Raw genomic sequence first — 22592 nt, 5'->3', positions numbered from 1 at the left:
GGGGCCCCTGACGCGCCTGTCCGGCCGGCGGCCTAGTAGACCGGCTTGTGCGGCTCGACCTGGTTCACCCAGCCGAGCACGCCGCCGCCCAGGTGGACGGCGTTGGCGAAGCCCGCGGCCTTGACCACGGCCAGCACCTCGGCCGAGCGCACGCCCGACTTGCAGTGCAGCACGATCTTCCGGTCCTGCGGCAGCTTCTCCAGGGCGTCGCCCATGAGGAACTCGTTCTTCGGGATCAGCACCGCGCCGGGGATGTTGACGATCTCGTACTCACCGGGCTCGCGGACGTCGATGAGGTAGATGTCCTCCTCGTCGTCCTGCCACTGCTTGAGCTGCTTCGAGGTGATGGTCGAACCGGCGGCGGCGGCCTGCGCCTCCTCCGACACGACGCCGCAGAAGGCCTCGTAGTCGATCAGCTCGGTGACCGTCGGGTTCTCGCCGCAGACCGCGCAGTCCGGGTCCTTGCGGACCTTCACCTGGCGGTAGTTCATCTCCAGGGCGTCGTAGATCATCAGCCGGCCGACCAGCGGGTCGCCGATCCCGGCGAGCAGCTTGATCGCCTCGTTCACCTGGATCGAGCCGATGGACGCGCAGAGCACGCCCAGCACGCCGCCCTCGGCGCAGGACGGGACCATGCCCGCCGGCGGGGCCTCCGGGTAGAGGCAGCGGTAGCAGGGGCCGTGCTCGGCCCAGAACACGCTGGCCTGGCCGTCGAAGCGGTAGATCGAGCCCCACACGTACGGCTTGCCGAGCAGCACCGCGGCGTCGTTCACCAGGTAGCGGGTGGCGAAGTTGTCCGTGCCGTCCACGATCAGGTCGTAGCCGGAGAAGATCTCCATCACGTTGGAGTTGTCCAGGCGCTCCTCGTGCAGGACCACCTCGACGTACGGGTTGATCTGCTGCACCGAGTCGCGCGCGGACTCCGCCTTGGAGCGCCCGATGTCGGCCTGGCCGTGGATGATCTGGCGCTGCAGGTTCGACTCGTCGACCACGTCGAACTCGACGATGCCCAGCGTGCCGACACCGGCGGCCGCCAGGTACATCAGCGCGGGCGAACCGAGGCCGCCGGCGCCGACGCAGAGCACCTTGGCGTTCTTCAACCGCTTCTGCCCGGCCATCCCGACGTCCGGGATGATCAGGTGGCGGGAGTACCTGCGGACCTCGTCGACGGTGAGCTCGTCGGCCGGCTCTACCAGGGGTGGCAACGACACGGGGACTCCGATGGGTCTCTTGTTCAGGCGGCCGGGGCCAGCCTCGGACGGGGTTGTTGCACCGCCACTCAGGTGGCTCTCTAGGCCAACAGTGTCATGCCCCACCGGTATTCCGAGACAGCTCGTCCGATGGGCGAGACGGGCCGCGCCGGATCGTGGAACCGCCCGCCGGACGCCCCCGGAGCGCCCCGGGCCCGTGGTTGCGGGCCCGGGGCGCCCCCGTGTCCCCCTCACACCCGGCAGGCCGTCTCCAGCCAGACGTCCCCCAGCGACTCCTCCAGCGGCACCTGTGTCCGCCAGCCGAGACGGTCCCGGGCGGTCCGCACATCCGCCTGCCGCCACGGCACCGGCTCCCCCGGGGCGGGCCGGCCCTCCGGCCGGTGCCCCTCCGCCCGATGGCCCGGCAGGTACGGCCCGGACGCGTGGTGGCCGTGCCCCGGCAGGTGGTCGCCGACCGGGCCGGCGGCCTGCGCGGGCAGCAGGACCTGCCGGTTCTCCTCCACGATCGACCCCTCGAAGCCCGAGGCCCGGACCAGCAGCTGGGCCGCGTCCCGGGCCCGCACGGCGTGCCCGCTGCCCACGTTGATCACCCCGGTGGCGGCCGAGACCGCCGCCGCCTGGATCGCCCGGGCGACGTCCCGCACGTCCACGAAATCCCGGTATCCGGACAGGTCCGGCATCCGCACCTGGTTCTCGTCCCGCTCCAACGCCCGCCGCAGCCCCTCGGCGAGGCGCCCGAACAGCGAGGCGGTCGGCGCCCCCGGGCCCACCACGTCGAACACCCGCAGCACCGCCGCGTCCAGCCCGGAGGCCAGCACCAGCTCCGTCCCGGCCAGCTTGGAGACCCCGTACGGGCCGACCGGCCGCGGCTCGGCCTGCTCGGACACCGGCACCCCGCCGGGCACCGGCCCGTACTCGGCGGCCGAGCCGACGTGCACCAGCCGGGCCGGCTCCCGGCTGCGCCGGATCGCCTCGCAGACGGTCGCGACGGCCAGCGTGTTCGACCGGATCAGGGTCCGCGAGCTGCCGTAGGTGGCACCCGCGCAGTTGATCACCACCTGCGGCGCGACCGCGTCCAGGAAGCGGGCCAGGGCGCCCGGGCTCCCGGCGGTCAGGTCGAAGCGGATGTCGGCCGAGTCGCGCCGGCCGAGCACCGTCACCTGCAACTCCTGGTCCATCAGCAGACGATCGGTCACCCGGCGGCCGATGAAGCCGTCGGCGCCCAGCAGCAGCACCCTCATCGGGGGCGTCCTTCCACGAAGCGAGGTCGGGGACGACCTGGCGGACTGAAATACAGCGAACGAGATCTGACGGGTCTGAGAAGTCTGAAAGGTCCGGAAGAGCTGACCGGAGGGTCAGCGGTGCGCGCCGGCCCGGCCGAGCAGCGCCCAGCCGTGGGCCAGCAGCACCACCGCGACCGCGCCGCCGCCCAGCAGGACGGCCGACGGCCAGGGGCGGCCCAGGGCGAGCGGCACCGCCGTCGCGACGGGCCCGGCCAGCGCACCCAGCGCGGCGGCCGTCGTCCGGCCGCAGCGCGCCAGCAGCGCGGGCAGCACCAGCAGCAGGCCCAGCACGCCCTGCGCCGCCCACGCCGCGGGGCCGGCCCGCTCGGCGGCCAGGTGCAGCAGGCCGCCGCCGTGGCCGGGCCCGGGGCGCGGCGCGACCACCGCGAGGACCGCCAGCGCGGCGTAGCTGAGCACGGCGAGCACGGCCAGGTGCAGCGCGACCGCGACCGGCAGCACCGGGCGCATCCGGGCCCGGAACTCGGCCAGGGTGCGGGCGGCCCCCAGGTGCCCCCGGCCGACCTGCCGGTACCAGCGGGCCGCCCGCTCCGCCGAGCCCGCCGACACCGCCGCGGCCAGCACCAGGGCGGCGGCCAGCGGCCGGTCCCGGCCCGGCGCCGCCAGCGGGAGCAGCAGCAGCGCGGCCAGGCCCAGCCCGTGGCCGAGCGCGGCGGGGCGCAGCCGGGAGCCGGCCGGCGGGGGCGGGGTGCGGACCGGGCCGAGCTCCGCCGGGCAGGGCGGGCGGCACGGCGGCGGGGCGGGCTCGGCCGGGGCGGTCGCGGTCAGCGCGGGCAGCAGCACCAGCGGGACGGCGGCGGGCAGCAGCACCGGCCAGCGGGCGCCGAGCGCGGCCACCGCGGCGCAGGGCGGCGCGGCCAGCGCGGCGGCGGTCAGTGCCGCCCGGGCCGCGGCCGCGCAGCGGCGCGGTTCGGGCGGCTCGGGCGGCGACGACCGCCGGGGCACCCGGGCGTACAGCTCCTCGGCCAGCGAGAACAGGTCGGCGTGCCGGCAGCGCGCCGCGGCGTCCGGGCCGAGCCCGGCCTCCTCCAGCCCGGCGGCGATCTCCAGCGGGTCGACGGCGCGCTCGCACAGGTCCCGGTGCTCGGCCATCAGCTCGCGCACCGGGTCGGCGCTGGCCACGGGGCCGGACATCAGACGGCCTCCGCGAGGGCGGGGCCGGCGGGGCGGGCCGGGTCGGGGCGGGTCGGGTCGGTGCGGGTCGGGTCGGTGCGCACCGCCAGGGCGGCGAGCTGCCCGGCCTGCCCGGCCCGGCGGCGCGGCGCGGGCGCCCCGTCCGCCTCCTCGTCGCGGCCGCCGGCCGGGCCGTCGTTGAGCCAGTACTCGGCGGGGCGCGCGAACGGGCGCGGTGCCCGGCCGCCGTGGCCCGCCCCGCCGCCCTCGGGGAAGGCGGGGTACTGCGAGACCAGTTCCAGGTAGATCTCCCGGAAGGCGCCGGTGACCGGCTCGACGGCGAAGCGTTCCTGCGCCCGCAGCCGCCCCGCCAGGCCGAGCCGGGAGCGCCGCTCCTCGTCGCGCAGCAGTGCCAGGCAGGCCCCGGCCAGGGCCCGCGGGTCGCGGGCGGGCACCAGCAGCCCGGTCGGGCCGACCACCTCGCGGGCCACCCCGACGTCGGTGGAGACCACCGCGCGGCCGCTGAGCATGGCGTCGACGAGCAGCCGGGGGCTGCGCTGGGAGAGCGCGGAGAAGACCGCCACCGTGCCGCCCTGCCAGGCCTCGGCGAGCGAGCCGGGCCGGCCGGCGAACTCCACCGCCGCGGTCACCCCGAGCCGTTCGGCGACGGCCGCGCAGTGCGCCCGGTAGCCGGGGGCGGCCTCCTCACCGTGCAGCACCAGGCGGGCGGCCGGCAGTTCGGCGCGGACCCGGGCGAAGGCGTGCAGCACCAGTTCGGTGTCCCGCCCCGGCTCCAGCGGGCCCGCCCAGACCAGGGTGGGCCGATCGGGCTCGGGCCCGGCCGCCGGGCGGTCCACCGCCGGGGTGCCCTCGTGGACGACCCGGGTGCGCGCCGGATCGGCCCCGCAGCGGCGCTGCCACTGCTGGTCGTGGGCGCTGCCCGGGGTGAGTATCGCGGCCTGCCGGTAGGTCTCCTCGGTGAGCGCCCGGAAGAAGGACAGCAGCAGCGCCCGGACCGGCCATCGGTACGGCGCCGCGTGACTCGCCCGCTCGCCTCCGGGCGCTCGGACCCGGTGCCGACGGTCGTCGCTCCGGCGCTCGTCCCTCGCTTGTCGCTCCTCGCTTTCGGCACCGGCGCGCCCTTCGGCTCGGGGCGGGTAACCCAGGTACTGCTCGCGCAGGTGCAGGCCGTGCTCGGTGACCACGAAGGGCACCCCGTGCAGCTGCCGGGCGACCAGGGCGGGGAGCGCGGCCGGGCCGCCGCCGACCACGTGGCACAGGTCGACGGCGCCGAGGCCGCCGGGCCCGGTGCCGTACCAGGGCGCGGAGAGCGGGCGCAGGCACTGCTCCAGCAGGTCCGCGGCGACCAGCACGTCATGGACCAGCGGCTGTCCGGCCGAGGTGTCCGCGCCGGGCAGCCGCCAGGTCCGCTCCAGCACCCGGCGGGCGTGGGCGGAGGCGAGGAAGGCGGGCAGGGTGCCCTCGTCCTCCCGGGCCGACGCCGCCAGCCGGTACAGCCCGGCCCCGAAGCCGGCCCGCTCCCCGGGCAGCACCAGTGCCCGCACCAGGTCCTCGTACGCCCGGGCGTACTGGCGTCTGCGCAGCGCCCCGGGGGCGCGGCCGCGCGGCCGGCGGCCCCACAGCACGAGGTGGTGGGTGCCGGGCCGGGCGGGCGGGCGCCGGGCGCCGGGGTCGTCCGGGCCGGTGAGCAGGTACCGCTCGAACTCGTGCTCCGGCAGGCCCTCGGCCAGCCGCTCGCACCAGGCCCCGGCACCACGGTCGGGATGCGGACGGGCACCCTCGGTGAGCAGCGCGACGCGCACGGGAGTCCTCCTTCTGCCTCGGAACGGGGGCGGTGACGGCAGCCCCGGTCAGGGCCGACCGCCCCCCGCACCCCTGGGACGCCCCCTGGGCGGGGGCCACGGGAGCCGCGGGGCCGTACGCCGGGACGCTTGCTCGGGCCGTGCGCCGCGTGCTCCGGCGTCAGCGGTCCTCCCCCACACCTGTTCGGTCCGGCAGCAGAAAGGTAGGACCGGCCCGGGGCGATCCATCGGTCACATGCCTGGCTGCCACCTGAACGAGTGAACTGCCGTGACCTCGCCCGGGACCGGGCCGTTAGCGGGCGCTATACGCCGCTCCGGCGCCGGGGCGGCGCCGCCCCGATGCCGCCCCGATGCCGCCCGCCGCTCAGCGGGCGGTGTCCGCGATCAGCTCGCGCACGGCCCGGGCGACCGCGTCGGGGTGCTCCATCATCGCCACGTGCCCGGACTCGGGCAGCACCAGCAGCCGGGCGTCGGCGAAGGCCGCGCAGGCCCGCCGGGCGGAGCGGTAGGCGACCAGCCTGTCGCGCAGCCCGTACACCAGCAGCACCGGCGCCGCGACCTGCTCGGCCTGCCGCCACAGCGCCTGGTCGCCGCGCTCGGTGTAGGCGGAGACGATGCCGCGGGCCGAGCCGATCAGGGCCGGCATCGCGTGCGGCTGCGCCAGCCGGTGCCGGTACTCGGCCACCGCCTCGGCGCGGGCGGTCGGGCTCAGGCCGGCCGGGTCGCCGTAGACCAGGCGCAGCAGGTCCTCGGTGGCCGCCTCGGCGTCGCGCCGCCCGGCCGGCAGCCGGCGCAGCAGGGCGGGCAGTCCGGGCAGGGCGAGCAGGCCGGTGGGCCAGGCGGAGCGCTGCGGGGGCAGTTCGGGCAGCGCGGGCGAGACGAGGGTGAGGCTGCGGACCAGGTCGGGGCGCAGCGCGGCGAGCCGGACGGAGACGGCGCCGCCGAGCGAGTTGCCGAAGAGGTGGACGGGGCCGCGGCCGGCGGCCTCCAGGTAGCCGATGACGGCGCGGACGTGGCCGGAGAGGCTGAGGTTGCCGTCGGCGGGCGGGCCGGAGCGGCCGAAGCCGGGCAGGTCGAGGGCCTCGCCGTCGACGAGGCCGGAGAGCCGGTCCATCAGCGCGCTCCAGTTGCCGCCCGAGCCGCCCAGGCCGTGCACGAAGAGTCCGGGCTCGCGGCCGTCGGTGCCGCCCGCTCCGGCGGGCCGGTGCACCGCGAGCACCGCGCCGGGGACCTCGACCGTACGTACCTGCTGCTCAGCGCTGCTCATGGTGGACGATGGTAGTGAGGGCCGGTCGGGGGCGGCGGGGGTGGTCCGGCCTTCCCGGCCCCCGTCCCGTCCGCCCGTCCCCTCGCCCGCCCCATCCCTCGTCGCACCACTGCCGACGCCGAGGTCAGCGCCGTATTGTGGGCTCCTGACAAGCGGCCGGACTGCTTTTCTCGCCTTCGCCAGGGGCGGGCGCGGTTACCGAAAAGTAGACTCGGCCCTCTTGCCAGCCCCGAAGAACCCCGAAGTGAGGAGCGCCGTGACGGCCATCCAGGAGGCGCAGGAGCGCCCGCGCGGTGCCCGCCTGCCGCGAAGCGCCCGCCGTGAACAACTGCTCGGTGCCGCCCAGGAGGTGTTCGTCGCCCAGGGTTACCACGCGGCCGCCATGGACGACATCGCCGACCGTGCCGGGGTGAGCAAGCCGGTGCTCTACCAGCACTTCCCCGGGAAGCTGGACCTCTACCTGGCGCTGCTGGACAAGCACTGCGACGCCCTGGTCGAGTCGACCCGGGACGCGCTGGGCACCACCACCGACAACAAGCTGCGGGTGGCCGCGACGATGGAGGCGTACTTCAACTACGTCTCCAGCGAGTCCGGCGCGTTCCGGCTGGTCTTCGAGTCGGACCTGACCAACGAGCCGGCCGTGCGCGAGCGGGTGGAGCGGGCCTCCGAGGCGAGCGCGACGCTGGTCAGCCAGGTGATCCAGGAGGACACCGACCTGCCGGAGGCGGAGTCCAAGCTGCTGGCGGCCGGGGTCTGCGGCCTGGCCCAGATCACCGCCCGGTACTGGCTGTCGCAGGGTCTGGACATCCCGCGCGACGAGGCGGTGCGGCTGGTCGCCAGCCTGGCGTGGCGGGGGCTCAAGGGCTTCCCGATGCACCCGGGCGACCTCGCGCCGGAGGGCTCCGCCCAGCAGTGACGATCCGCTGACCTTCGCCTGGGCGGTGATCGGGTGCTCTATGGTGAAGCCGTACGGCGCGGTCGCCGTGATCGCTTGTCCCAGGCGGTCCGTCGCCGCGCGTGGAGACTGCAGAACCGGAGGGACGGAAGCCGTGGAGGTCAAGATCGGCGTGCAGAACGCGCCGCGCGAAATCGTGATCGAGAGCTCGCAGACTGCCGATGAGGTCGAGAGCGCGGTCGCGAAGGCGCTGGAGGGCTCCACCAAGCTCTTCTCGCTCACCGATGAGCACGGCCGTCGCGTCATCGTCCCGGCCGAGCGCCTGGCGTACGTGGAGATCGGCGAGTCGGCGGCCCGCAAGGTGGGCTTCGGCACCACCTGAGCCGCCGCCGAGCAGGTCCGTCCGGTGCCCCGTTCCCTCCCGAGGGAACGGGGCACCGTCGCGTGTACGGGCAGGTCGGCCTGGGTACGGCGACAGGTGCGGCACCGGTGCCGCACGCCCGTTCCCCCGGGGAGGCCGCCGTGCTGGTCGAATCGCTCGTCTTCGTACTGGTCGGCCTGGCCGCGGCCGCGGCCGCGCTGCTGGGCCTGCCGGGGTACTACCGGGCCCCCCGCCCGCTGGTGGTGGGGACGGCCCTGGCCTCGGCGCTGCTCGGCGGGGTGGTCGCGCACTTCTGCCTGGACGGTCGCCTGCCGGTGGCCGCGGTGGTGTTCTCGGCGCTGGCCGCGGGGGTGGTCACCTCGCTGCTGGCCCGGCCGGACCTCGCCGCCGGGCGGGCCCCGGCGCACCGGCACCACCCGCACCGGGCCGGCGCCCACCGCGCGCCGCGGCGGCACCGGCCGGCCTGAGGCCCGTGGCGGGGCGCACGACGGGGCCCGTGACGGGGCCCGTTACGAGGCCAGGCCGAGGGCGGCCATCCGCCGGGTGTGCGCCTCGGTGATCCGGTTGAACATCTTGCCGACCTCGACCAGGTCGAAGCCCTGCACCTGGACGCCGCCGACCAGCAGGTTGGAGAGCGCGTCCCGCTCGGCGACGACCCGCTGGGCCTGGCTGAGCGCCTCGCCCATCAGCCGCCGGCCCCACAGGGCGAGCCGGCCGCCGGCCCTCGGGTCGGCCTCGATGGCCTGGCGGACCTTGTCGACCGCGAACTGTCCGTGGCCGGTGTCGGACATGACGCTGAGGACCAGGTCGCGGGTGTCGTCGTCCAGCCGGACGGCCACCTCGCGGTAGAAGTCGGTGGCGATGGCGTCGCCGACGTAGGCCTTGACCAGGCCCTCCAGCCAGTCCGAGGGCGCCGTCATCCGGTGGAACAGCTCCAGCGGCTCGACGAAGGGGCGCATGGCCTCCTGCGGATCGGCGCCGATCTCGGCGAGCCGGTCGTGCAGCCGCTGGTAGTGCTGGAACTCGGCGGAGGCCATCCGGGCCAGGGCCGCCTTGTCGGCGAGGCCGGGCGCCAGCTTGGCGTCCTCGGCGAGCCGCTCGAAGGCGCTCAGCTCGCCGTACGCGAGCGCGCCGAGCAGGTCGAGCACCGCCGCGCGGTAGCCCGGTTCGGCCGAGCACGTGGCCCAGTCGCCGATCGAGCCGGGCGCGCCGTCCTGCGTCTCACCATGGGTCTCCATGACCCGCCACCTTAGTCCCGCCCCCGCCCGCGCCCCACCACCGGACGCACCCCGGTGACCTGCCGGATCGGCTCCCGGCGCCCCCGTCGGCGGGGTCGGTGTCAGACGCATCACGTGTTCGAGTCGTCGCCTGACTGTATGGTGGTACGGAGCCCCGTCGTGCTCGCACGGTGCCACCGCCGTCTCGGTGGCCCGCACGAGCCCGCTCCGTAGCGGCAGCGCGTCCCCCGGACGTGTCCGCACCGGAGGCACGGGTACTCACGTACGCGGATGCCCGGTCGGAGAGCCGATCGGCTCCGACCATGGCTTGGACTTCAAGCCTTGGCACCGCATCAGTGGCCGAGCGAGGGCCGCCGAGACCACGCCCACCTGGCGGAGGTCCCGCGCAGGTCCCTCACGGGAACTCTCCCCGACGCCGCCGGCGACGCGCCCCGCCAACGGGCCGCGCGCACCGGCCGGCCGCAGGGACCGGCGCGGTAGTGCGTCCGCTCAGCTGTACTCGGGGCCGCCAGGCCCGTACACAGCCGCGCGGCTGCCCGCCCGCCGCTCGCTCTCGGCCCCTCCGAAAACGGAAGAGGCAGCACCCTGTCCACCACCGCTGAACCCATCAAGACGACGTTCCGGGACCTGGGGATCCTCCCGGAGACCGCCGAGGCCCTCGAGTCCGTCGGCATCGTCCACCCCTTCCCCATCCAGGAGATGACCCTCCCGGTCGCGCTGACCGGCCACGACGTCATCGGCCAGGCCAAGACCGGCACCGGCAAGACCCTCGGCTTCGGCCTGCCGCTGATCGAGCGCGCCGTGGTGCGCGCCGACGTGGACGCCGGCCGGGCCACCGAGGACCAGCTCTCGGACTTCCCGCAGGCGCTGATCGTCGTCCCGACCCGCGAGCTCTGCACCCAGGTCACCAACGACCTGCAGACCGCCGGCAAGGTCCGCAACGTCCGCGTGCTCGCGGTCTACGGCGGCCGGGCGTACGAGCCGCAGGTCGAGGCGCTCAACAAGGGCGTCGACATCGTGGTCGGCACCCCGGGCCGACTGCTGGACCTGGCCGGCCAGAAGAAGCTGAACCTGTCCAAGGTCCGCGCGCTGGTCCTGGACGAGGCCGACGAGATGCTCGACCTGGGCTTCCTGCCCGACGTCGAGAAGATCATCACCATGCTGCCGGCCAAGCGGCAGACCCTGCTGTTCTCGGCCACCATGCCGGGCCAGGTCATCAACCTCGCCCGCCGGTACATGAGCCAGCCGACCCACATCCGGGCCGCCGCCCCGGACGACACCGGCGCCACCGTCGCCAACATCGAGCAGCACATCTTCCGTGCCCACTCGCTCGACAAGGTCGAGATGGTCTCGCGCATCCTCCAGGCCGACGGCCGCGGACTGGCGATGATCTTCTGCCGCACCAAGCGCACCGCCGCCGACGTCTCCGACCAGCTGACCCAGCGCGGCTTCGCGGCCGGCGCCGTCCACGGCGACCTCGGCCAGGGCGCCCGCGAGCAGGCGCTGCGCGCCTTCCGCAACGGCAAGGTCGACGTGCTGGTCTGCACCGACGTGGCCGCCCGCGGCATCGACGTCGAGGGCGTCACCCACGTCATCAACTACCAGTGCACCGACGACGAGAAGACCTACCTGCACCGGATCGGCCGCACCGGCCGGGCCGGCGCCTCCGGTACGGCCGTCACCCTGGTCGACTGGGACGACATCCCGCGCTGGCAGCTGATCAACAAGGCGCTGGACCTGCCGTTCAACGAGCCGGAGGAGACCTACTCCACCTCGCCGCACCTGTACGAGCTGCTGAAGATCGCGCCGGGCACCAAGGGTGTGCTGCCGCGTTCGGAGCGCACCCGGGCCGGGCTCGGCGCGGAGGAGATCGAGGACCTCGGCGAGACCGGCGGGCGGGGCGCCCGCCCCGGTCGCGGCGCTGCCCGCGGCGGGCGGGCCGGCTCGGGCCGCCCGGCCGTGGAGGCCCCGGCGGCGGAGGAGAAGCCGCGCCGCACCCGTGAGCGCCGCCGCACCCGCCGCGGTTCGGAGCTCGGCGAGGGCGAGGCGGCCGTCGCCGCGGCGGTGACCGAGGCGGCTCCGGCCGTCGAGGGTGCCGAGGGCGAGACCGCGCCGCGCCGTCGCCGCCGCCGTTCGCGCGGTGGCGCCGCCTCGGGCGAGGTCACCCCGGTGGCCGCCGCCGAGGTCGTCGCCGAGGCGGCCGCGGTGGTCGAGGCCGCCGTGGTCGCGGTGGTCGAGGCCGCCGTGGTCGCGGCCGAGCCGGTGGCCCCGGAGGCCCCGGAGGCCGAGGAGAAGCCGCGCCGGACCCGGACCCGCAAGCCCAAGGCCGAGGTCGAGGTCGCCGAGGTCGCCGAGGTCGTGGAGGCCGTCGCCGTCACCGAGGCTCCGGCCGAGGCCCCGGCGGAGAAGAAGCCGGCCCGCACCCGGACCCGCAAGCCCAAGGCCGAGGCGGCCGAGGTCGCGGAGACCGTCGAGGCCGCTGCGGTGGCCGAGGCTCCGGCCGAGAAGAAGCCGGCCCGCGCCCGGACCCGCAAGCCGAAGGCCGTCGCCGAGACCGCCCCGGAGGCCCCGGCCGCCGAGACCGCCCCGGCCGAGGAGGCGCCCGCGCCGCGCAAGCGCACCCGCGCCCGCAAGGCTGCGGTCGCCCCGGAGGCCACTCCGGAGGGCTGACCCGCACCGCCCCCTCGGGCGTTCCCGGGCGTCCCCGTCCTGGTGGGAGGGGGTGCCGGGACGGCATAGGCTCGGGGCGTCGCCTGCCCCCGGAGGGAACCCGCTCATGAGTACTCCGCCGTTCCTGGACCTGCCCCGCTGCGCCCGGGCGGAGCGCGTGCCGACCGGGCGCGGGGAGTTCGCGGCGCTGCGCGCGGAGCCGGACGGCCCGGTGCGCGGCTCGGCGCTGCTGGTGCCGGGGTTCACCGGCAGCAAGGAGGACTTCATCGCGCTGCTCGCGCCGCTCGCGGCCGCCGGGTACCGGGTGACGGCCGTGGACCAGCGGGGTCAGTACGAGACCGGCGGGCCGGACGACGGGGCGGCGTACGCCGTGGCCGCGCTGGGCGCCGACGTCCGGGCGCTGACCGGGGTGCTGGCCGCGGAGGGCGGGCCGGTGCACCTGCTGGGGCACTCCTTCGGCGGCCAGGTGGTCCGGGAGGCGGTGCTCGCGGCCGCCGGGGAGGGCCCGCTGCCGTGGCGTTCGCTGACCCTGATGGCCACCGGGCCGGGCGCGATCGACCCGGCCGAGGCGGCCCGGACCAGGATGCTGCTGGACGTCCTGCCGGTCATGGGCCTGGAGGAGATCTGGCAGGTCATGCGGCAGATGGACGAGAGCGGCGGGGAGCCGAGGCCCGCCCTGGCGCCGGGGGTCGCGGAGTTCCTGCACCGCCGCTGGGTGGCCAACGTGCCGCGGTCGCTGGCCGTCACCGGCGCGCACCTGGTCGCCGCGCCGGACCGGGTGGACGAGCTGGCCGCGGTGGCGGCCGGGACGCTGCCGGTGCTGGTGGTGTCCGGGGAGCAGGACTACGCCTGGCCGGTACCGGAGCAGGGCGCGATGGCGCGGCGGCTGGGCGCCCGCCGGGTGGTCGTCGCGGGCGCGGCCCACTCCCCCAACGCCGAGCGGCCGGCCGCCACGGCCGAGGCGCTGGCCGCGTTCTGGGCCTGATCCCGGCCCCCGACCGTCCCGCTCCCCGGCGTGGTCTGTACCACTTCCGGAGGTTCGACCGGTCTCGGCACAGGACAAAAGTCGTTAGTTACGGTAATCTTTGATTCTGTCCGGGAATCATCGGCGACATCCACAGGGTGCCTTTCAGCCGAAACCCGGACGTTACGGACGGGCAACGGCCCGGTAGCACCGCCACGACACCGTGGTTCACGAGGGACTGGACGCACCAGGCAAGCCCAGGGGGAGCCCTTGCCGCAGCAGACCGCCACACGTACGACCCGCGTGGTCCGGCCGCAGCGCCGGATCCGCAGGACCCCGAAAGGGCTGATACCGACTCAGCCGCAACCGCCCCGCCCCGCGGGGCCCGAAAAGGAGACGCCCATGACCAAGCCCATGCGCTTCGAGATCCTCCGACTGGACGACGCCAACGGCTCCGCGACCGACCGCGTGATCGCCGACGCCGAGACCGTCCGCGAGCTCGTCCAGGACGCCGCCCGCACCGGCGAGCGCCTGCTCATCCGCCCGTGCCCGACCGTCTGACCCAGCGCGGCGCCTCCGACCGGGAGACCTCACCCGCCGCCGACGAGCCGGGATCGTCCGATCCGGACGTACCGATACCCGACTGACGCCCCGTCACCGCGATCGCCGTTGACGGGGCGTCAGTGCGTCCGGCCCCGGCCCTGACTCGGCCCCGCCCCCGACCCCGGCCCCGGAACGTTTGCCGCCGCCCGCGACGGGACATCCCCCAACGGGAACCGCCCGCGCCGCAAGCCACCCGCGCCGGCCGGGCGTCCAGCACCGACAGGGTGCCGCCGGGCCGTCCGTACGGGTGATCGTCCTTGACGCGGCGGTCCGGAGGGAGGAGCGTTGTCGGCTATGAGGGGCGAGCCAAGCTGTCCGAGGTGCGCCGGTCGGGTCCGCGCCCCCGGTCTTTTTTCGGACACCTGGCAGTGCGACCGGCACGGAGCCGTGCACCCGATGCAGCCCGTACTGCCCCCGAGCGTGGAAGCCCTGGGCGTCGCCGTCGCCCGTTCCCAGGTCCCCGTCTGGCTGCCCTGGCCGCTCCCGGTCGGCTGGCTCTACACCGGCATCGCCCACGTCGGCGACGATGTCTCGGGCGCCCGGGCCACCGCCGTCGCCTGCTCCGGGCCCGCCCCGCTCGGCGGTTTCGGCGAACTGGTGCTGGTCGCCGAGGAACTGGGCGTCGGGCTCGGCGCCCGCTACGCCGGACTGCCCGGCCCCGACCCGGGCGACTCGGTCGGCCTCTACAAGCCCGCCGACGCCAAGCTGATGGCCGCCGGGCGGCCCACCCCGATGTTCCACGTCCCGGACGCCCCGCCCGACCGCGCGGTGTTCGTCGGCGAGGCCCGCGGGCTCTGGCTCTGGGCCATCGCCTGGCCCGAGCAGTCCGCGCTGGTGATGTACGACGAGCTGGTGCTCACCGACCTGCGCGAGGCCGGCGCCGAACTGGACCTGCTGCCCTGCGGGGCGCTCTCCCCCCGGCTGCTGGGCTGACGGCGGACCGGACGGCCTATCCTGGGCGGCACCCGCCAGCCTGAGGAGTCCGCCCCGTGCGCATCGACCTGCACGCCCACAGCAACGCCTCCGACGGCACCGACAGCCCGGCCGAGCTGGTCGCGGCGGCGGTCGCGGCCGGCCTCGACGTGGTCGCGCTCACCGACCACGACACCGTCGCCGGGCACGCCGGGGCCGCCGCCGCCGTGCACGCGCTGCCGGACGGCACCCGGCTGACCGTCGTCCCCGGCGCCGAACTGTCCTGTGTGGTGGACGGCGTCAGCATGCACCTGCTGGCCTACCTGTTCGACCCCGAGGAGCCGGAGTTCGCGGCCGAGCGCGAGCTGGTGCGCACCGACCGGTTCCGGCGCGGCCGGGCGGTCGTCGAGCGCTGCCGGGAGCTCGGCGCGGACATCAGCTGGGAGCAGGTGCAGCGGATCGCCGGAGCCGGTTCGGTCGGGCGGCCGCACATCGCCAGCGCGCTGGTCGAGGCGGGCGTGGTGGCCACCGTCTCGGACGCCTTCACCCCGCAGTGGCTGGCCAACGGCGGCCGGGCGGACGTCCGCAAGCACGAGACCGACCCGGTACGGGCGGTCCGGCTGGTCCGGGCGGCCGGCGGGGTGCCGGTGTTCGCCCACCCCGGCGCGGTCAAGCGCGGCCGGACCGTCCCGGACGGGGTGATCGCCGACCTCGCGGCCGCCGGACTGGCCGGACTGGAGGTCGACCACACCGACCACGACGAGGAGACCAGGCAGCGGCTGCGCGGCCTGGCCGGCGACCTCGGCCTGCTGGTCACCGGCTCCAGCGACTACCACGGCAGCCGCAAGACCGTCCGACTCGGCGAGCACACCACCGACCCCGGGGTGTACGAGGCCCTGCTGGCCCAGGCCACCGGGGCGAAGCCGATCGAGCGCTGACGGCGGGCGGGGCCGCGCTCCGGCGCACCGGAGCGCGGCGGGGCGGGCGGGCCGCCCGTGCGCCCTCCGGGCCGGGGGCCGGCGCCGGGCCGGATCCTGACCGGGGGTCAGTCGAGCTTGACGCCGCGCCGCCGCGGGTCGCGCAGGTCGGTGCCCTGGTCCAGCCAGCGCTCCTGGAGCGCGGCCGCGCCGTGCACCCGCTTCCAGCCCGCCTCGTTGGGCGTCATCGGCAGCAGCGGCAGGAAGCGCACCGGCTCGGCGGGCTCGGCCAGTTCCAGGTCCTCGACCAGCCCGCCCGGCTCGGCGGCCAGCACCGAGGTGAACGGGGCGCCCTCCCAGAGCGGGGCGCCGAGGTCCAGCGAGCCGCCCGGGGCCACCACCAGGCCCTCGACCTGCGGCGTCGCGGCGAAGGTGGCGAGGCTGCGCAGCACGCCGTCGCGCCCGCCGCGCACCGTCAGCACCAGTTCGGCGCGCGGTCCGCGCAGCTGGTCGGCGACCGGCTGGGTCGGGTCGGCCATCGGGGCGGCCGCCATTCCGAGCGTCGCGTAGCGGACCAGGCCGTCGGCGTCCGGGCCGAAGCGCAGCACCTCGATCCGGTCGGTACCCAGGAAGGTGACGGCGGCGCGGCCGCTCGGCTCGCCGAAGGTGGAGATCAGCCGGGCCTCGACGGCCGCCAGCACCGCCTCCCGGGTGAGGTCCGGGGAGCTGCCGCCGTGGGGGTCGCCGAAGGACGGGAAGTCGTGCGCCATGCCGGTGAGCGTAACCCGGGCCGCCCCGGCGTCCGCGCGGGGGCGTACGGGCGAAGGCCGGGGAAACCCCGGGGCACCGATGCCCGGTCAGATGTTAGGGTGAGCGACTGGCCACCGGGATCGCAGGTCCCGGGGCGGCGAGCGAAGGAGGTGGTTGCGGTGGATACCGGCCGACCATGCAGTACCGGCAGCTCTGCCCGGCCCCGACTTCCCCGCACTTCCCGCCCCGCAGGCCTCAGCGGCTGACCGAGCCCTAGTGGCCCGGGCGCGGGTCGGCGGCGGACGGACCGGCCGGGAGAGCACCCCTCGTCCCCTTCACCGGTGTTCCTCGCCGTCGCACCACGGCCCTTCCGCGTCCCCTCCGCGCCACCGTGCGACGGCTCCTGCCCCAGGGAGCCTGTCATGTCGATGATCAACAGCCTGCGCGCCGCCGTCCGCACCAACCGCCGCCGGGGCGCCGTCGGGCCGTACGACGCCGTGCCCGAGGGCGCCGGCTCGGCGGTCGTGGACTGCGCGGTCTACCAGCACGGCCGGCGCAACGGTGTGACCTGCAGCCCCCGCGAGGCCGCCCGCCGGGTCAAGGCCGCGCACCAACTCCCGGACACCGCAGGGTCGTTCAGCTGGATCGGGCTGCACGAGCCGACCGGCGCCGAGTTCGAGGGGATCGCCCAGCGGTTCGGCCTGCACCCGCTCGCGGTGGAGGACGCGGTGCACGCCCACCAGCGGCCCAAGGTGGAGCGCTACGACGACGTGCTGTTCGCCGTCTTCAAGACCATCCGCTACGTCGAGCACGACCAACTCACGCCCACCAGCGAGGTGGTGGAGACCGGCGAGCTGATGGTCTTCGCCGGCCGGGACTTCGTGATCACCGTCCGGCACGGCGGCCACGGCTCGCTGCAGGAGCTGCGGCACCGGCTGGAGGCGGACGCGGACGAGGCCGGGCTGCTCGCCAAGGGCCCGGCCGCGGTGCTGCACGCGATCGCCGACCACGTGGTGGACAACTACCTGCTGGTCGCCGAGCGGCTGCAGAACGACGTGGACGAGATCGAGTACGGCGTCTTCTCGGCCAAGGGCGCGCGCACCGCGGACGTCGGCCGGGTCTACCAACTCAAGCGCGAGGTACTGGAGTTCAAGCGCGCGGTGGCACCGCTGCTGCGCCCGATGCAGCAGCTGTCCGAGCCGCAGCAGGGCCTGGTCGACCCGGACATCCAGAAGTACTTCCGGGACGTCGCCGACCACCTGGCCCGGGTCACCGAGCAGGTGCACGGCTTCGACGAACTGCTGAACTCGCTGCTCCAGGCCAACCTGGCGCAGGTGTCGGTGGCGCAGAACGAGGACATGCGCAAGATCACCGCCTGGGCGGCGATCTTCGCGGTGCCCACCATGATCACCGGCGTCTACGGCATGAACTTCGACTACATGCCCGAACTGCACCACGCCTACGGCTATCCGCTGGTGCTCACCGCGATCGCGGTGATCTGCGTCGGGATGTACCGGGGCTTCCGCCGCAACGGCTGGCTGTAGCGTCCCCGGGCCCCCGGGCCCCCGGGCCCCCGTCCCGGGCCCCGCACCCGGACCCCGGCCCCGCGGGGGCGTCAGCGCCGCCCGCCGCGGGCGACCAGGACCAGGCCGAGCAGGATCAGCACCACCGCCGGGTACGCCGCCGCCGGGGGCCACTGGCCGAGCCAGAGCGCGGCGATCAGGGCCGCGCCCGGGGTCTCCAGCAGGATCGCGGTGGAGGTGATCGACGGGCCAAGGGTGCGCACCACCCGGTTGCTCAGCGAGTGCCCGAGCAGCTGCGCGGTGACCATCAGCAGCACGATCTGCCACCAGGCCCCGGCCGACCAGCCGGACAGCCGCGTGCCGGTGGCCAGGCAGATCACCAGCAGGCCGACCGCCGTGGTCGCGTAGCAGACCAGCGTGTACGCGGTGGTGCTGACCGTCCTGCGGACCTCCGCGCCCAGCAGCATGTACCCGGCCGCGGCCAGGCCCGCGGCGAGCGCGAGGGCGTCGCCGAGCAGGGCGCGCGGGGACATCGAGAGGTCGACGCCGGTCAGCACCAGCACGCCGGCGAAGGCGACGACCGTCCCGAGCCAGACCATCCTCGGCGCGCGGACGCCGAACAGCCGCATCAGCAGGATCGTCCACAGCGGGGTGGTGGTGACCAGGGCGGTCGCGGAGGCCACCGAGGTCATCCGCAGGCTGGGCATCCAGAGCGCGAAGTGCACCGCGAGCAGCACCCCGGCGGCGACCGCGAGCAGCAGCGCCCGCCGGCCGATCCCGCGCAGCTCGGCGCGGTGGCGCAGCAGCGCGTACGGGCCCAGGGCGCCGACCGACATGACGTTGCGCCAGAAGGCGATGGCCAGCGCGGGCGCGGCGGTGGCGGAGATCAGCGGGCCGGAGAAGGAGATGCCGCCGATCGAGACGGCGAGCAGCAGCAGGTCGGCGGTGGGGAGCGGGTGCGCGGGCCGCTGGTCGGCGGCGGTGGCAGGGGCGGGGGTGGTCGCGGGCCGGGCGGCGGGCACGGCGCTCCTTCGCTGGTCGCGGGGGCGGGGCGCTCATACGGTAAGGCCCGTGGGCCGTCAATGGAACTGTCGCCCGGAGGCTGAGACGTCCGGCCGGGCGGGCGCGGGCGGCGAGCCCGTACGCTGTCCGCCATGGACCGCAACTCCGCCGCCCCCGTCGCCGACGACTTCCTCGACCAGGCCCTGCTGGAGGAGGCCGCGAAGAAGTCCGGACTGCTCTGGGTGCGCGCGGACGGCGAGGCGCAGGCCCGCCCGCTGTGGCACGCCTGGCACGACGGCGCCGTGGTGGTCGTCGGCGGGGGCGGCGAGCAGCCCCTGCACGGCCTGACCCCGGGCGCCCGTGCCGTGATCACCGTGCGCAGCAAGGACAAGGGCGGCCGGCTGACCGGCTGGGCCGCCGAGGTGGTCGAGCTGGCGCCGAACGGCGAGGCCTGGCGGGGCGCCGTCGAGGAACTCAAGGGCAAGCGGCTGAACGCGCCCGACACGGACACCGTCACCGAGCGCTGGGCCCGCGAGTGCCGGGTGCTGCGGCTGCGCCCGGCCGGGGCGCTGACCGAGCGTCCGGGTGCCATGCCGGACGGCTCGCACGCCGCCGAGCCGATGCCCACCCCGGCCACCACCCGCCGCCCGATCCCCGCCGGACTGCCCAAACTGCTGTTCAAGCGCCGTTAAAGGTTCATGCCGAGGACGCCTGGGCCCGCTACCGTGCCTCACCGGGCCGGGTGCACGCGGCGCGGGTAGCCTTGGCCGGACGTGCGCCCCGGTGCACACCGTACGGCGCCGGGCAGGTCGGACCGCTCGGGCAGGGTCGAGGGAGTCGAGGGAGTTCATGGCAGGGCCAGGAAGCCGGGTCTTCATCTCCCACCTCTCCGCCGTCGCGGTGTTCGACCCGAACGGCGACCAGGTCGGGCGGGTCCGCGACGTGGTCGTCTCGCTGCGCCTCGGCGGCCGCCCCCCGCTGGTGCTCGGCCTGGTGGTCGAGGTCGTCGCCCGGCGCCGGATCTTCCTGCCGATGACCAGGGTGACCAGCCTGGAGTCCGGCCAGGTGCTCACCACCGGCCTGATCAACCTGCGCCGGTTCGAGCAGCGCCCGTCCGAGACCCTGGTGCTGGCCGAGCTGCTGGACCGCACCGTCACCTGGTCCAAGACCGCCGAGGACGTCACCGTGCTGGACGTCGGCATGGTGCAGACCCGGCTGCGCGAGTGGGAGGTCAGCAAGGTCTTCGTCCAGGTCGGCCGGGCCACCCGGCTGCGCAAGGGCAAGGGCGAGCGGCTCACCCTGGACTGGCAGGACGTCACCGGCTTCGCGCTGCCCGAGCAGGACCAGGGCGCGGCCAACCTGCTCGCCACCTTCGAGCAGCTGCGCCCGGCCGACCTCGCCAGCGTGATGCACCACCTGTCGGCCAAGCGCCGCGCCGAGGTGGCCGCCGCACTGCCGGACGAGCGGCTCGCGGACGTCCTGGAGGAGCTGCCCGAGGACGACCAGGTCGAGATCATCGGCAAGCTCCAGGGGGAGCGGGCGGCCGACGTCCTGGAGGCGATGGACCCGGACGACGCCGCCGACCTGCTCTCCGAACTGCCCGGCGACGAGGCCGAGCGGCTGCTCGGCCTGATGGAGCCGGAGGAGGCCGAGCCGGTCCGCCGGCTGCTCTCCTACGAGGAGGACACCGCCGGCGGTCTGATGACCACCGAGCCGATCGTCCTGGAGCCGGACGCGACGGTCGCCGAGGCGCTGGCCCGGATCCGGATCCGCGACCACAAGCCCGCGCTGGCCGCCCAGGTGTACGTCTGCCGGCCGCCGAACGAGACCCCGACCGGCAAGTACCTGGGCGCGGTGCACTTCCAGCGGCTGCTGCGCGAGCCCCCGTACGTCCTGGTCGGCTCGCTGGTGGACGACGACCTGGACGCGCTGCCGCCGGACACCCCGCTGTCCCTGGTCACCAGCTACCTGGCGACGTACAACCTGGTGGCCGCGCCGGTCGTGGACGAGGCCGACCACCTGCTCGGCGCGGTGACCGTCGACGACGTGCTCGACCACCTGCTGCCCGAGGACTGGCGCGACGCCGCGCTGCACGCCGGGGACGACGACAGAGACGAGGTGCACGGTGGACGGTGACCGCAACGGCCGGCGGGGCGAGTCCGCCCGCCGGCGCCTGCAGGGCGAACTGCGGGAGCTGCGCCAGCTGCGCGAACTGCGCACCCGCGAGGGCGGCGGCCGGGAGCGCCTGGAGACCTCCCCGATCACCGGCTCCAACCGCACCAGGCTCGACCAGCCCCGCACCGCGCGGCCCGGCCTGCTGACCCTGCCGTCCTACGACCCCGAGGCCTTCGGCGTGCTGTCGGAGCGGATCGCCCGCTTCCTCGGCACCGGGCGGTTCATCGTCTGGATGACGGTGGTGATCATCGTCTGGGTGCTGTGGAACACCATGCTGCCCTCGGACGCGCGCTTCGACGAGTACCCGTTCATCTTCCTGACCCTGGTGCTGTCGCTCCAGGCCTCCTACGCGGCGCCGCTGATCCTGCTGGCGCAGAACCGGCAGGACAACCGGGACCGCGTCAACATGGAGCAGGACCGGGCCCGCAGCGACCGCAACATCGCCGACACCGAGTACCTGGCCCGCGAGGTCGCGGCCCTGCGGCACGGGCTCGGCGAGGTCGCCACCCGGGACTTCATCCGGTCCGAGCTCCAGTCGCTGCTCAAGGAGATCGACGAACGGCGGGGCGCCTCCGAGGCGTTGTGACCGGCGGCACGCTACCGGCCGGTTAAGCGGTTCGCCCGGAGCCGTACCATCAAGGCATGGCCAACGAGACAGAGGTCGCGGCCGGCGTCACGGAGGACTCCGTACGCCAGGCGCTGGCGACCGTCAACGACCCGGAGATCAACCGTCCGATCACCGAGATCGGCATGGTGAAATCGGTCGGGATCGCCGAGGACGGCGCGGTGCGCGTCGCGGTCTACCTGACCGTCTCCGGCTGTCCGATGCGCGACACCATCGTCACCCGGGTCCGTGACGCGGTCGGCCGGGTGCCCGGGGTGACCGGCGTCGAGGTCGAACTCGACGTGATGAGCGACGAGCAGCGCAAGGAGCTCTCCCAGCTGCTGCGCGGCGGCGCCCCCGAGCGGGAGATCCCGTTCGCCAAGCCGGGCACGCTGACCCGGGTCTACGCCGTCGCCTCCGGCAAGGGCGGCGTCGGCAAGTCCTCGGTGACCGTCAACCTGGCCGCCGCGATGGCCGCGGACGGGTTGAAGGTCGCCGTCGTGGACGCCGACATCTACGGCCACAGCGTGCCGCGCATGCTGGGCGTCGAGGGCCGGCCCACCCAGGTCCAGGACATGATCATGCCGCCGCAGGCGAACGGCGTGAAGGTCATCTCGATCGGCATGTTCACCCCGGGCAACGCCCCGGTGGTCTGGCGCGGCCCGATGCTGCACCGCGCGCTGCAGCAGTTCCTGGCCGACGTCTACTGGGGCGACCTGGACGTGCTGCTGCTGGACCTGCCGCCGGGCACCGGCGACATCGCGATCTCGGTGGCCCAGCTGGTCCCCAACGCGGAGATCCTGATCGTCACCACCCCGCAGATGGCCGCCGCCGAGGTGGCCGAGCGGGCCGGCACCATCGCGGTGCAGACCCACCAGAAGATCGTCGGCGTGATCGAGAACATGTCCGGCATGCCGTGCCCGCACTGCGACGAGATGATCGACGTCTTCGGCACCGGCGGCGGCCAGACCGTCGCCGACGCGCTGACCCGCACCGTCGGCGCCACCGTCCCGGTGCTCGGCTCGATCCCGATCGACGTCCGGCTGCGCGAGGGCGGCGACGACGGCCGCCCGGTCGTGCTCGCCGCCCCCGACTCCCCGGCCGGCGCCGCCCTGCGCGCCGTGGCCGGCAAGCTCGGCGGCCGCCAGCGCGGCCTGTCCGGCATGTCCCTGGGGCTGACGCCCAAGAACAAGTTCTGACGTTCCGAGCGGGCGTACGCGGCGGGGCCGGACGGATCACCGT

At 75.3% G+C, this 22592-nt stretch carries 21 protein-coding genes; 13 read left to right on the top strand and 8 right to left on the bottom strand.

All coding sequences use genetic code 11. The features are described from left to right. Window positions 1-32 precede the first annotated feature (32 nt). From moeZ to ACFC1T_RS07570, 5 genes are all read right to left on the bottom strand, one after another. Window positions 33-1211 (bottom strand): adenylyltransferase/sulfurtransferase MoeZ, encoded by a 1179-nt coding sequence (moeZ, locus tag ACFC1T_RS07590; protein ID WP_375884834.1) that lies wholly within the window; start codon window positions 1209-1211, stop codon window positions 33-35. A gap of 230 nt (window positions 1212-1441) precedes the next feature. Further along, window positions 1442-2452 (bottom strand): NAD-dependent epimerase/dehydratase family protein, encoded by a 1011-nt coding sequence (locus tag ACFC1T_RS07585; RefSeq protein ID WP_375884832.1) that lies wholly within the window; start codon window positions 2450-2452, stop codon window positions 1442-1444. 114 nt (window positions 2453-2566) lie between these two features. Next, complete coding sequence (locus ACFC1T_RS07580; protein WP_375884830.1) at window positions 2567-3646, bottom strand: hypothetical protein; 1080 nt, start codon at window positions 3644-3646, stop codon at window positions 2567-2569. Then, a complete protein-coding gene (locus ACFC1T_RS07575; protein ID WP_375884827.1) occupies window positions 3646-5448 on the bottom strand; it encodes a DUF3492 domain-containing protein in 1803 nt (600 codons plus the stop codon). The genes ACFC1T_RS07580 and ACFC1T_RS07575 overlap by 1 nt, the downstream gene beginning before the upstream one ends. A gap of 364 nt (window positions 5449-5812) precedes the next feature. After that, window positions 5813-6715, bottom strand: coding sequence for an alpha/beta fold hydrolase (locus ACFC1T_RS07570; protein ID WP_375884824.1), 903 nt, complete (start codon window positions 6713-6715; stop codon window positions 5813-5815). A gap of 256 nt (window positions 6716-6971) precedes the next feature. Between ACFC1T_RS07570 and ACFC1T_RS07565 the strand changes: the two genes are divergently transcribed. The 3 genes from ACFC1T_RS07565 (at window position 6972) to ACFC1T_RS07555 (ending at window position 8459) form a co-directional block, all read left to right on the top strand. Then, entirely contained in the window at window positions 6972-7631 is a 660-nt protein-coding gene (locus ACFC1T_RS07565) for a TetR/AcrR family transcriptional regulator (protein WP_375884822.1), read from the top strand. Window positions 7632-7764: 133 nt separating this feature from the next. Further along, window positions 7765-7992 (top strand): DUF3107 domain-containing protein, encoded by a 228-nt coding sequence (locus tag ACFC1T_RS07560; protein ID WP_375884820.1) that lies wholly within the window; start codon window positions 7765-7767, stop codon window positions 7990-7992. A 107-nt stretch (window positions 7993-8099) separates the two neighbouring features. After that, on the top strand, window positions 8100-8459 hold the full coding sequence (locus tag ACFC1T_RS07555) for a hypothetical protein (protein WP_375884818.1): 360 nt from the start codon (window positions 8100-8102) through the stop codon (window positions 8457-8459). A 42-nt stretch (window positions 8460-8501) separates the two neighbouring features. Here ACFC1T_RS07555 and ACFC1T_RS07550 read toward each other — a convergent pair whose 3' ends face one another. Next, entirely contained in the window at window positions 8502-9230 is a 729-nt protein-coding gene (locus tag ACFC1T_RS07550) for a ferritin-like fold-containing protein (RefSeq protein ID WP_375884817.1), read from the bottom strand. 699 nt (window positions 9231-9929) lie between these two features. Between ACFC1T_RS07550 and ACFC1T_RS07545 the strand changes: the two genes are divergently transcribed. The 5 genes from ACFC1T_RS07545 to ACFC1T_RS07525 all read left to right on the top strand — a co-directional run bounded on the left by ACFC1T_RS07545 (window position 9930) and on the right by ACFC1T_RS07525 (window position 15317). Beyond that, complete coding sequence (locus ACFC1T_RS07545) at window positions 9930-11900, top strand: DEAD/DEAH box helicase (protein ID WP_375884815.1); 1971 nt, start codon at window positions 9930-9932, stop codon at window positions 11898-11900. 106 nt (window positions 11901-12006) lie between these two features. Beyond that, the gene (locus ACFC1T_RS07540) at window positions 12007-12885 is read left to right on the top strand and encodes an alpha/beta fold hydrolase (protein ID WP_375884813.1); all 879 of its coding nucleotides are present in this window, start codon (window positions 12007-12009) and stop codon (window positions 12883-12885) included. A 381-nt stretch (window positions 12886-13266) separates the two neighbouring features. Further along, window positions 13267-13425 carry a hypothetical protein gene (locus ACFC1T_RS07535; RefSeq protein ID WP_188305309.1) on the top strand — a complete coding sequence of 53 codons (159 nt, stop codon included), beginning with the start codon at window positions 13267-13269 and terminating at the stop codon, window positions 13423-13425. 336 nt (window positions 13426-13761) lie between these two features. Further along, entirely contained in the window at window positions 13762-14400 is a 639-nt protein-coding gene (locus ACFC1T_RS07530; RefSeq protein WP_350511866.1) for a DUF6758 family protein, read from the top strand. Window positions 14401-14456: 56 nt separating this feature from the next. Next, the gene (locus ACFC1T_RS07525) at window positions 14457-15317 is read left to right on the top strand and encodes a PHP domain-containing protein (RefSeq protein ID WP_375884810.1); all 861 of its coding nucleotides are present in this window, start codon (window positions 14457-14459) and stop codon (window positions 15315-15317) included. Between the two features lie 107 nt (window positions 15318-15424). On the opposite strand, the gene ACFC1T_RS07520 is transcribed toward ACFC1T_RS07525, so the two are convergent. Then, window positions 15425-16066, bottom strand: a complete 642-nt coding sequence (locus ACFC1T_RS07520; protein WP_375884808.1) for a suppressor of fused domain protein — start codon at window positions 16064-16066, stop codon at window positions 15425-15427. 402 nt (window positions 16067-16468) lie between these two features. Between ACFC1T_RS07520 and corA the strand changes: the two genes are divergently transcribed. Then, window positions 16469-17590: a magnesium/cobalt transporter CorA gene (gene corA / locus ACFC1T_RS07515; protein ID WP_375884805.1), complete on the top strand. Its 1122-nt coding sequence runs from the start codon at window positions 16469-16471 to the stop codon at window positions 17588-17590. A gap of 71 nt (window positions 17591-17661) precedes the next feature. Here corA and ACFC1T_RS07510 read toward each other — a convergent pair whose 3' ends face one another. Beyond that, window positions 17662-18591, bottom strand: coding sequence for a DMT family transporter (locus ACFC1T_RS07510; protein WP_375884802.1), 930 nt, complete (start codon window positions 18589-18591; stop codon window positions 17662-17664). A gap of 132 nt (window positions 18592-18723) precedes the next feature. Here ACFC1T_RS07510 and ACFC1T_RS07505 point away from each other — a divergent pair, with 132 nt between their 5' ends. From ACFC1T_RS07505 to ACFC1T_RS07490, 4 genes are all read left to right on the top strand, one after another. Then, window positions 18724-19263, top strand: a complete 540-nt coding sequence (locus tag ACFC1T_RS07505) for a hypothetical protein (protein ID WP_375884800.1) — start codon at window positions 18724-18726, stop codon at window positions 19261-19263. A 157-nt stretch (window positions 19264-19420) separates the two neighbouring features. Beyond that, the gene (locus tag ACFC1T_RS07500; RefSeq protein ID WP_375884798.1) at window positions 19421-20707 is read left to right on the top strand and encodes a magnesium transporter MgtE N-terminal domain-containing protein; all 1287 of its coding nucleotides are present in this window, start codon (window positions 19421-19423) and stop codon (window positions 20705-20707) included. Window positions 20708-20774: 67 nt separating this feature from the next. Next, on the top strand, window positions 20775-21332 hold the full coding sequence (locus ACFC1T_RS07495; protein WP_375884889.1) for a DUF1003 domain-containing protein: 558 nt from the start codon (window positions 20775-20777) through the stop codon (window positions 21330-21332). Window positions 21333-21388: 56 nt separating this feature from the next. Continuing rightward, window positions 21389-22549, top strand: coding sequence for an Mrp/NBP35 family ATP-binding protein (locus tag ACFC1T_RS07490; RefSeq protein ID WP_375884796.1), 1161 nt, complete (start codon window positions 21389-21391; stop codon window positions 22547-22549). Window positions 22550-22592 lie beyond the last annotated feature (43 nt).

The organism is Kitasatospora sp. NPDC056076 (assembly GCF_042266305.1).
Classification (GTDB): Bacteria; Actinomycetota; Actinomycetes; order Streptomycetales; family Streptomycetaceae; genus Kitasatospora.
This window is presented reverse-complemented; position numbering and strand designations above follow the sequence as displayed.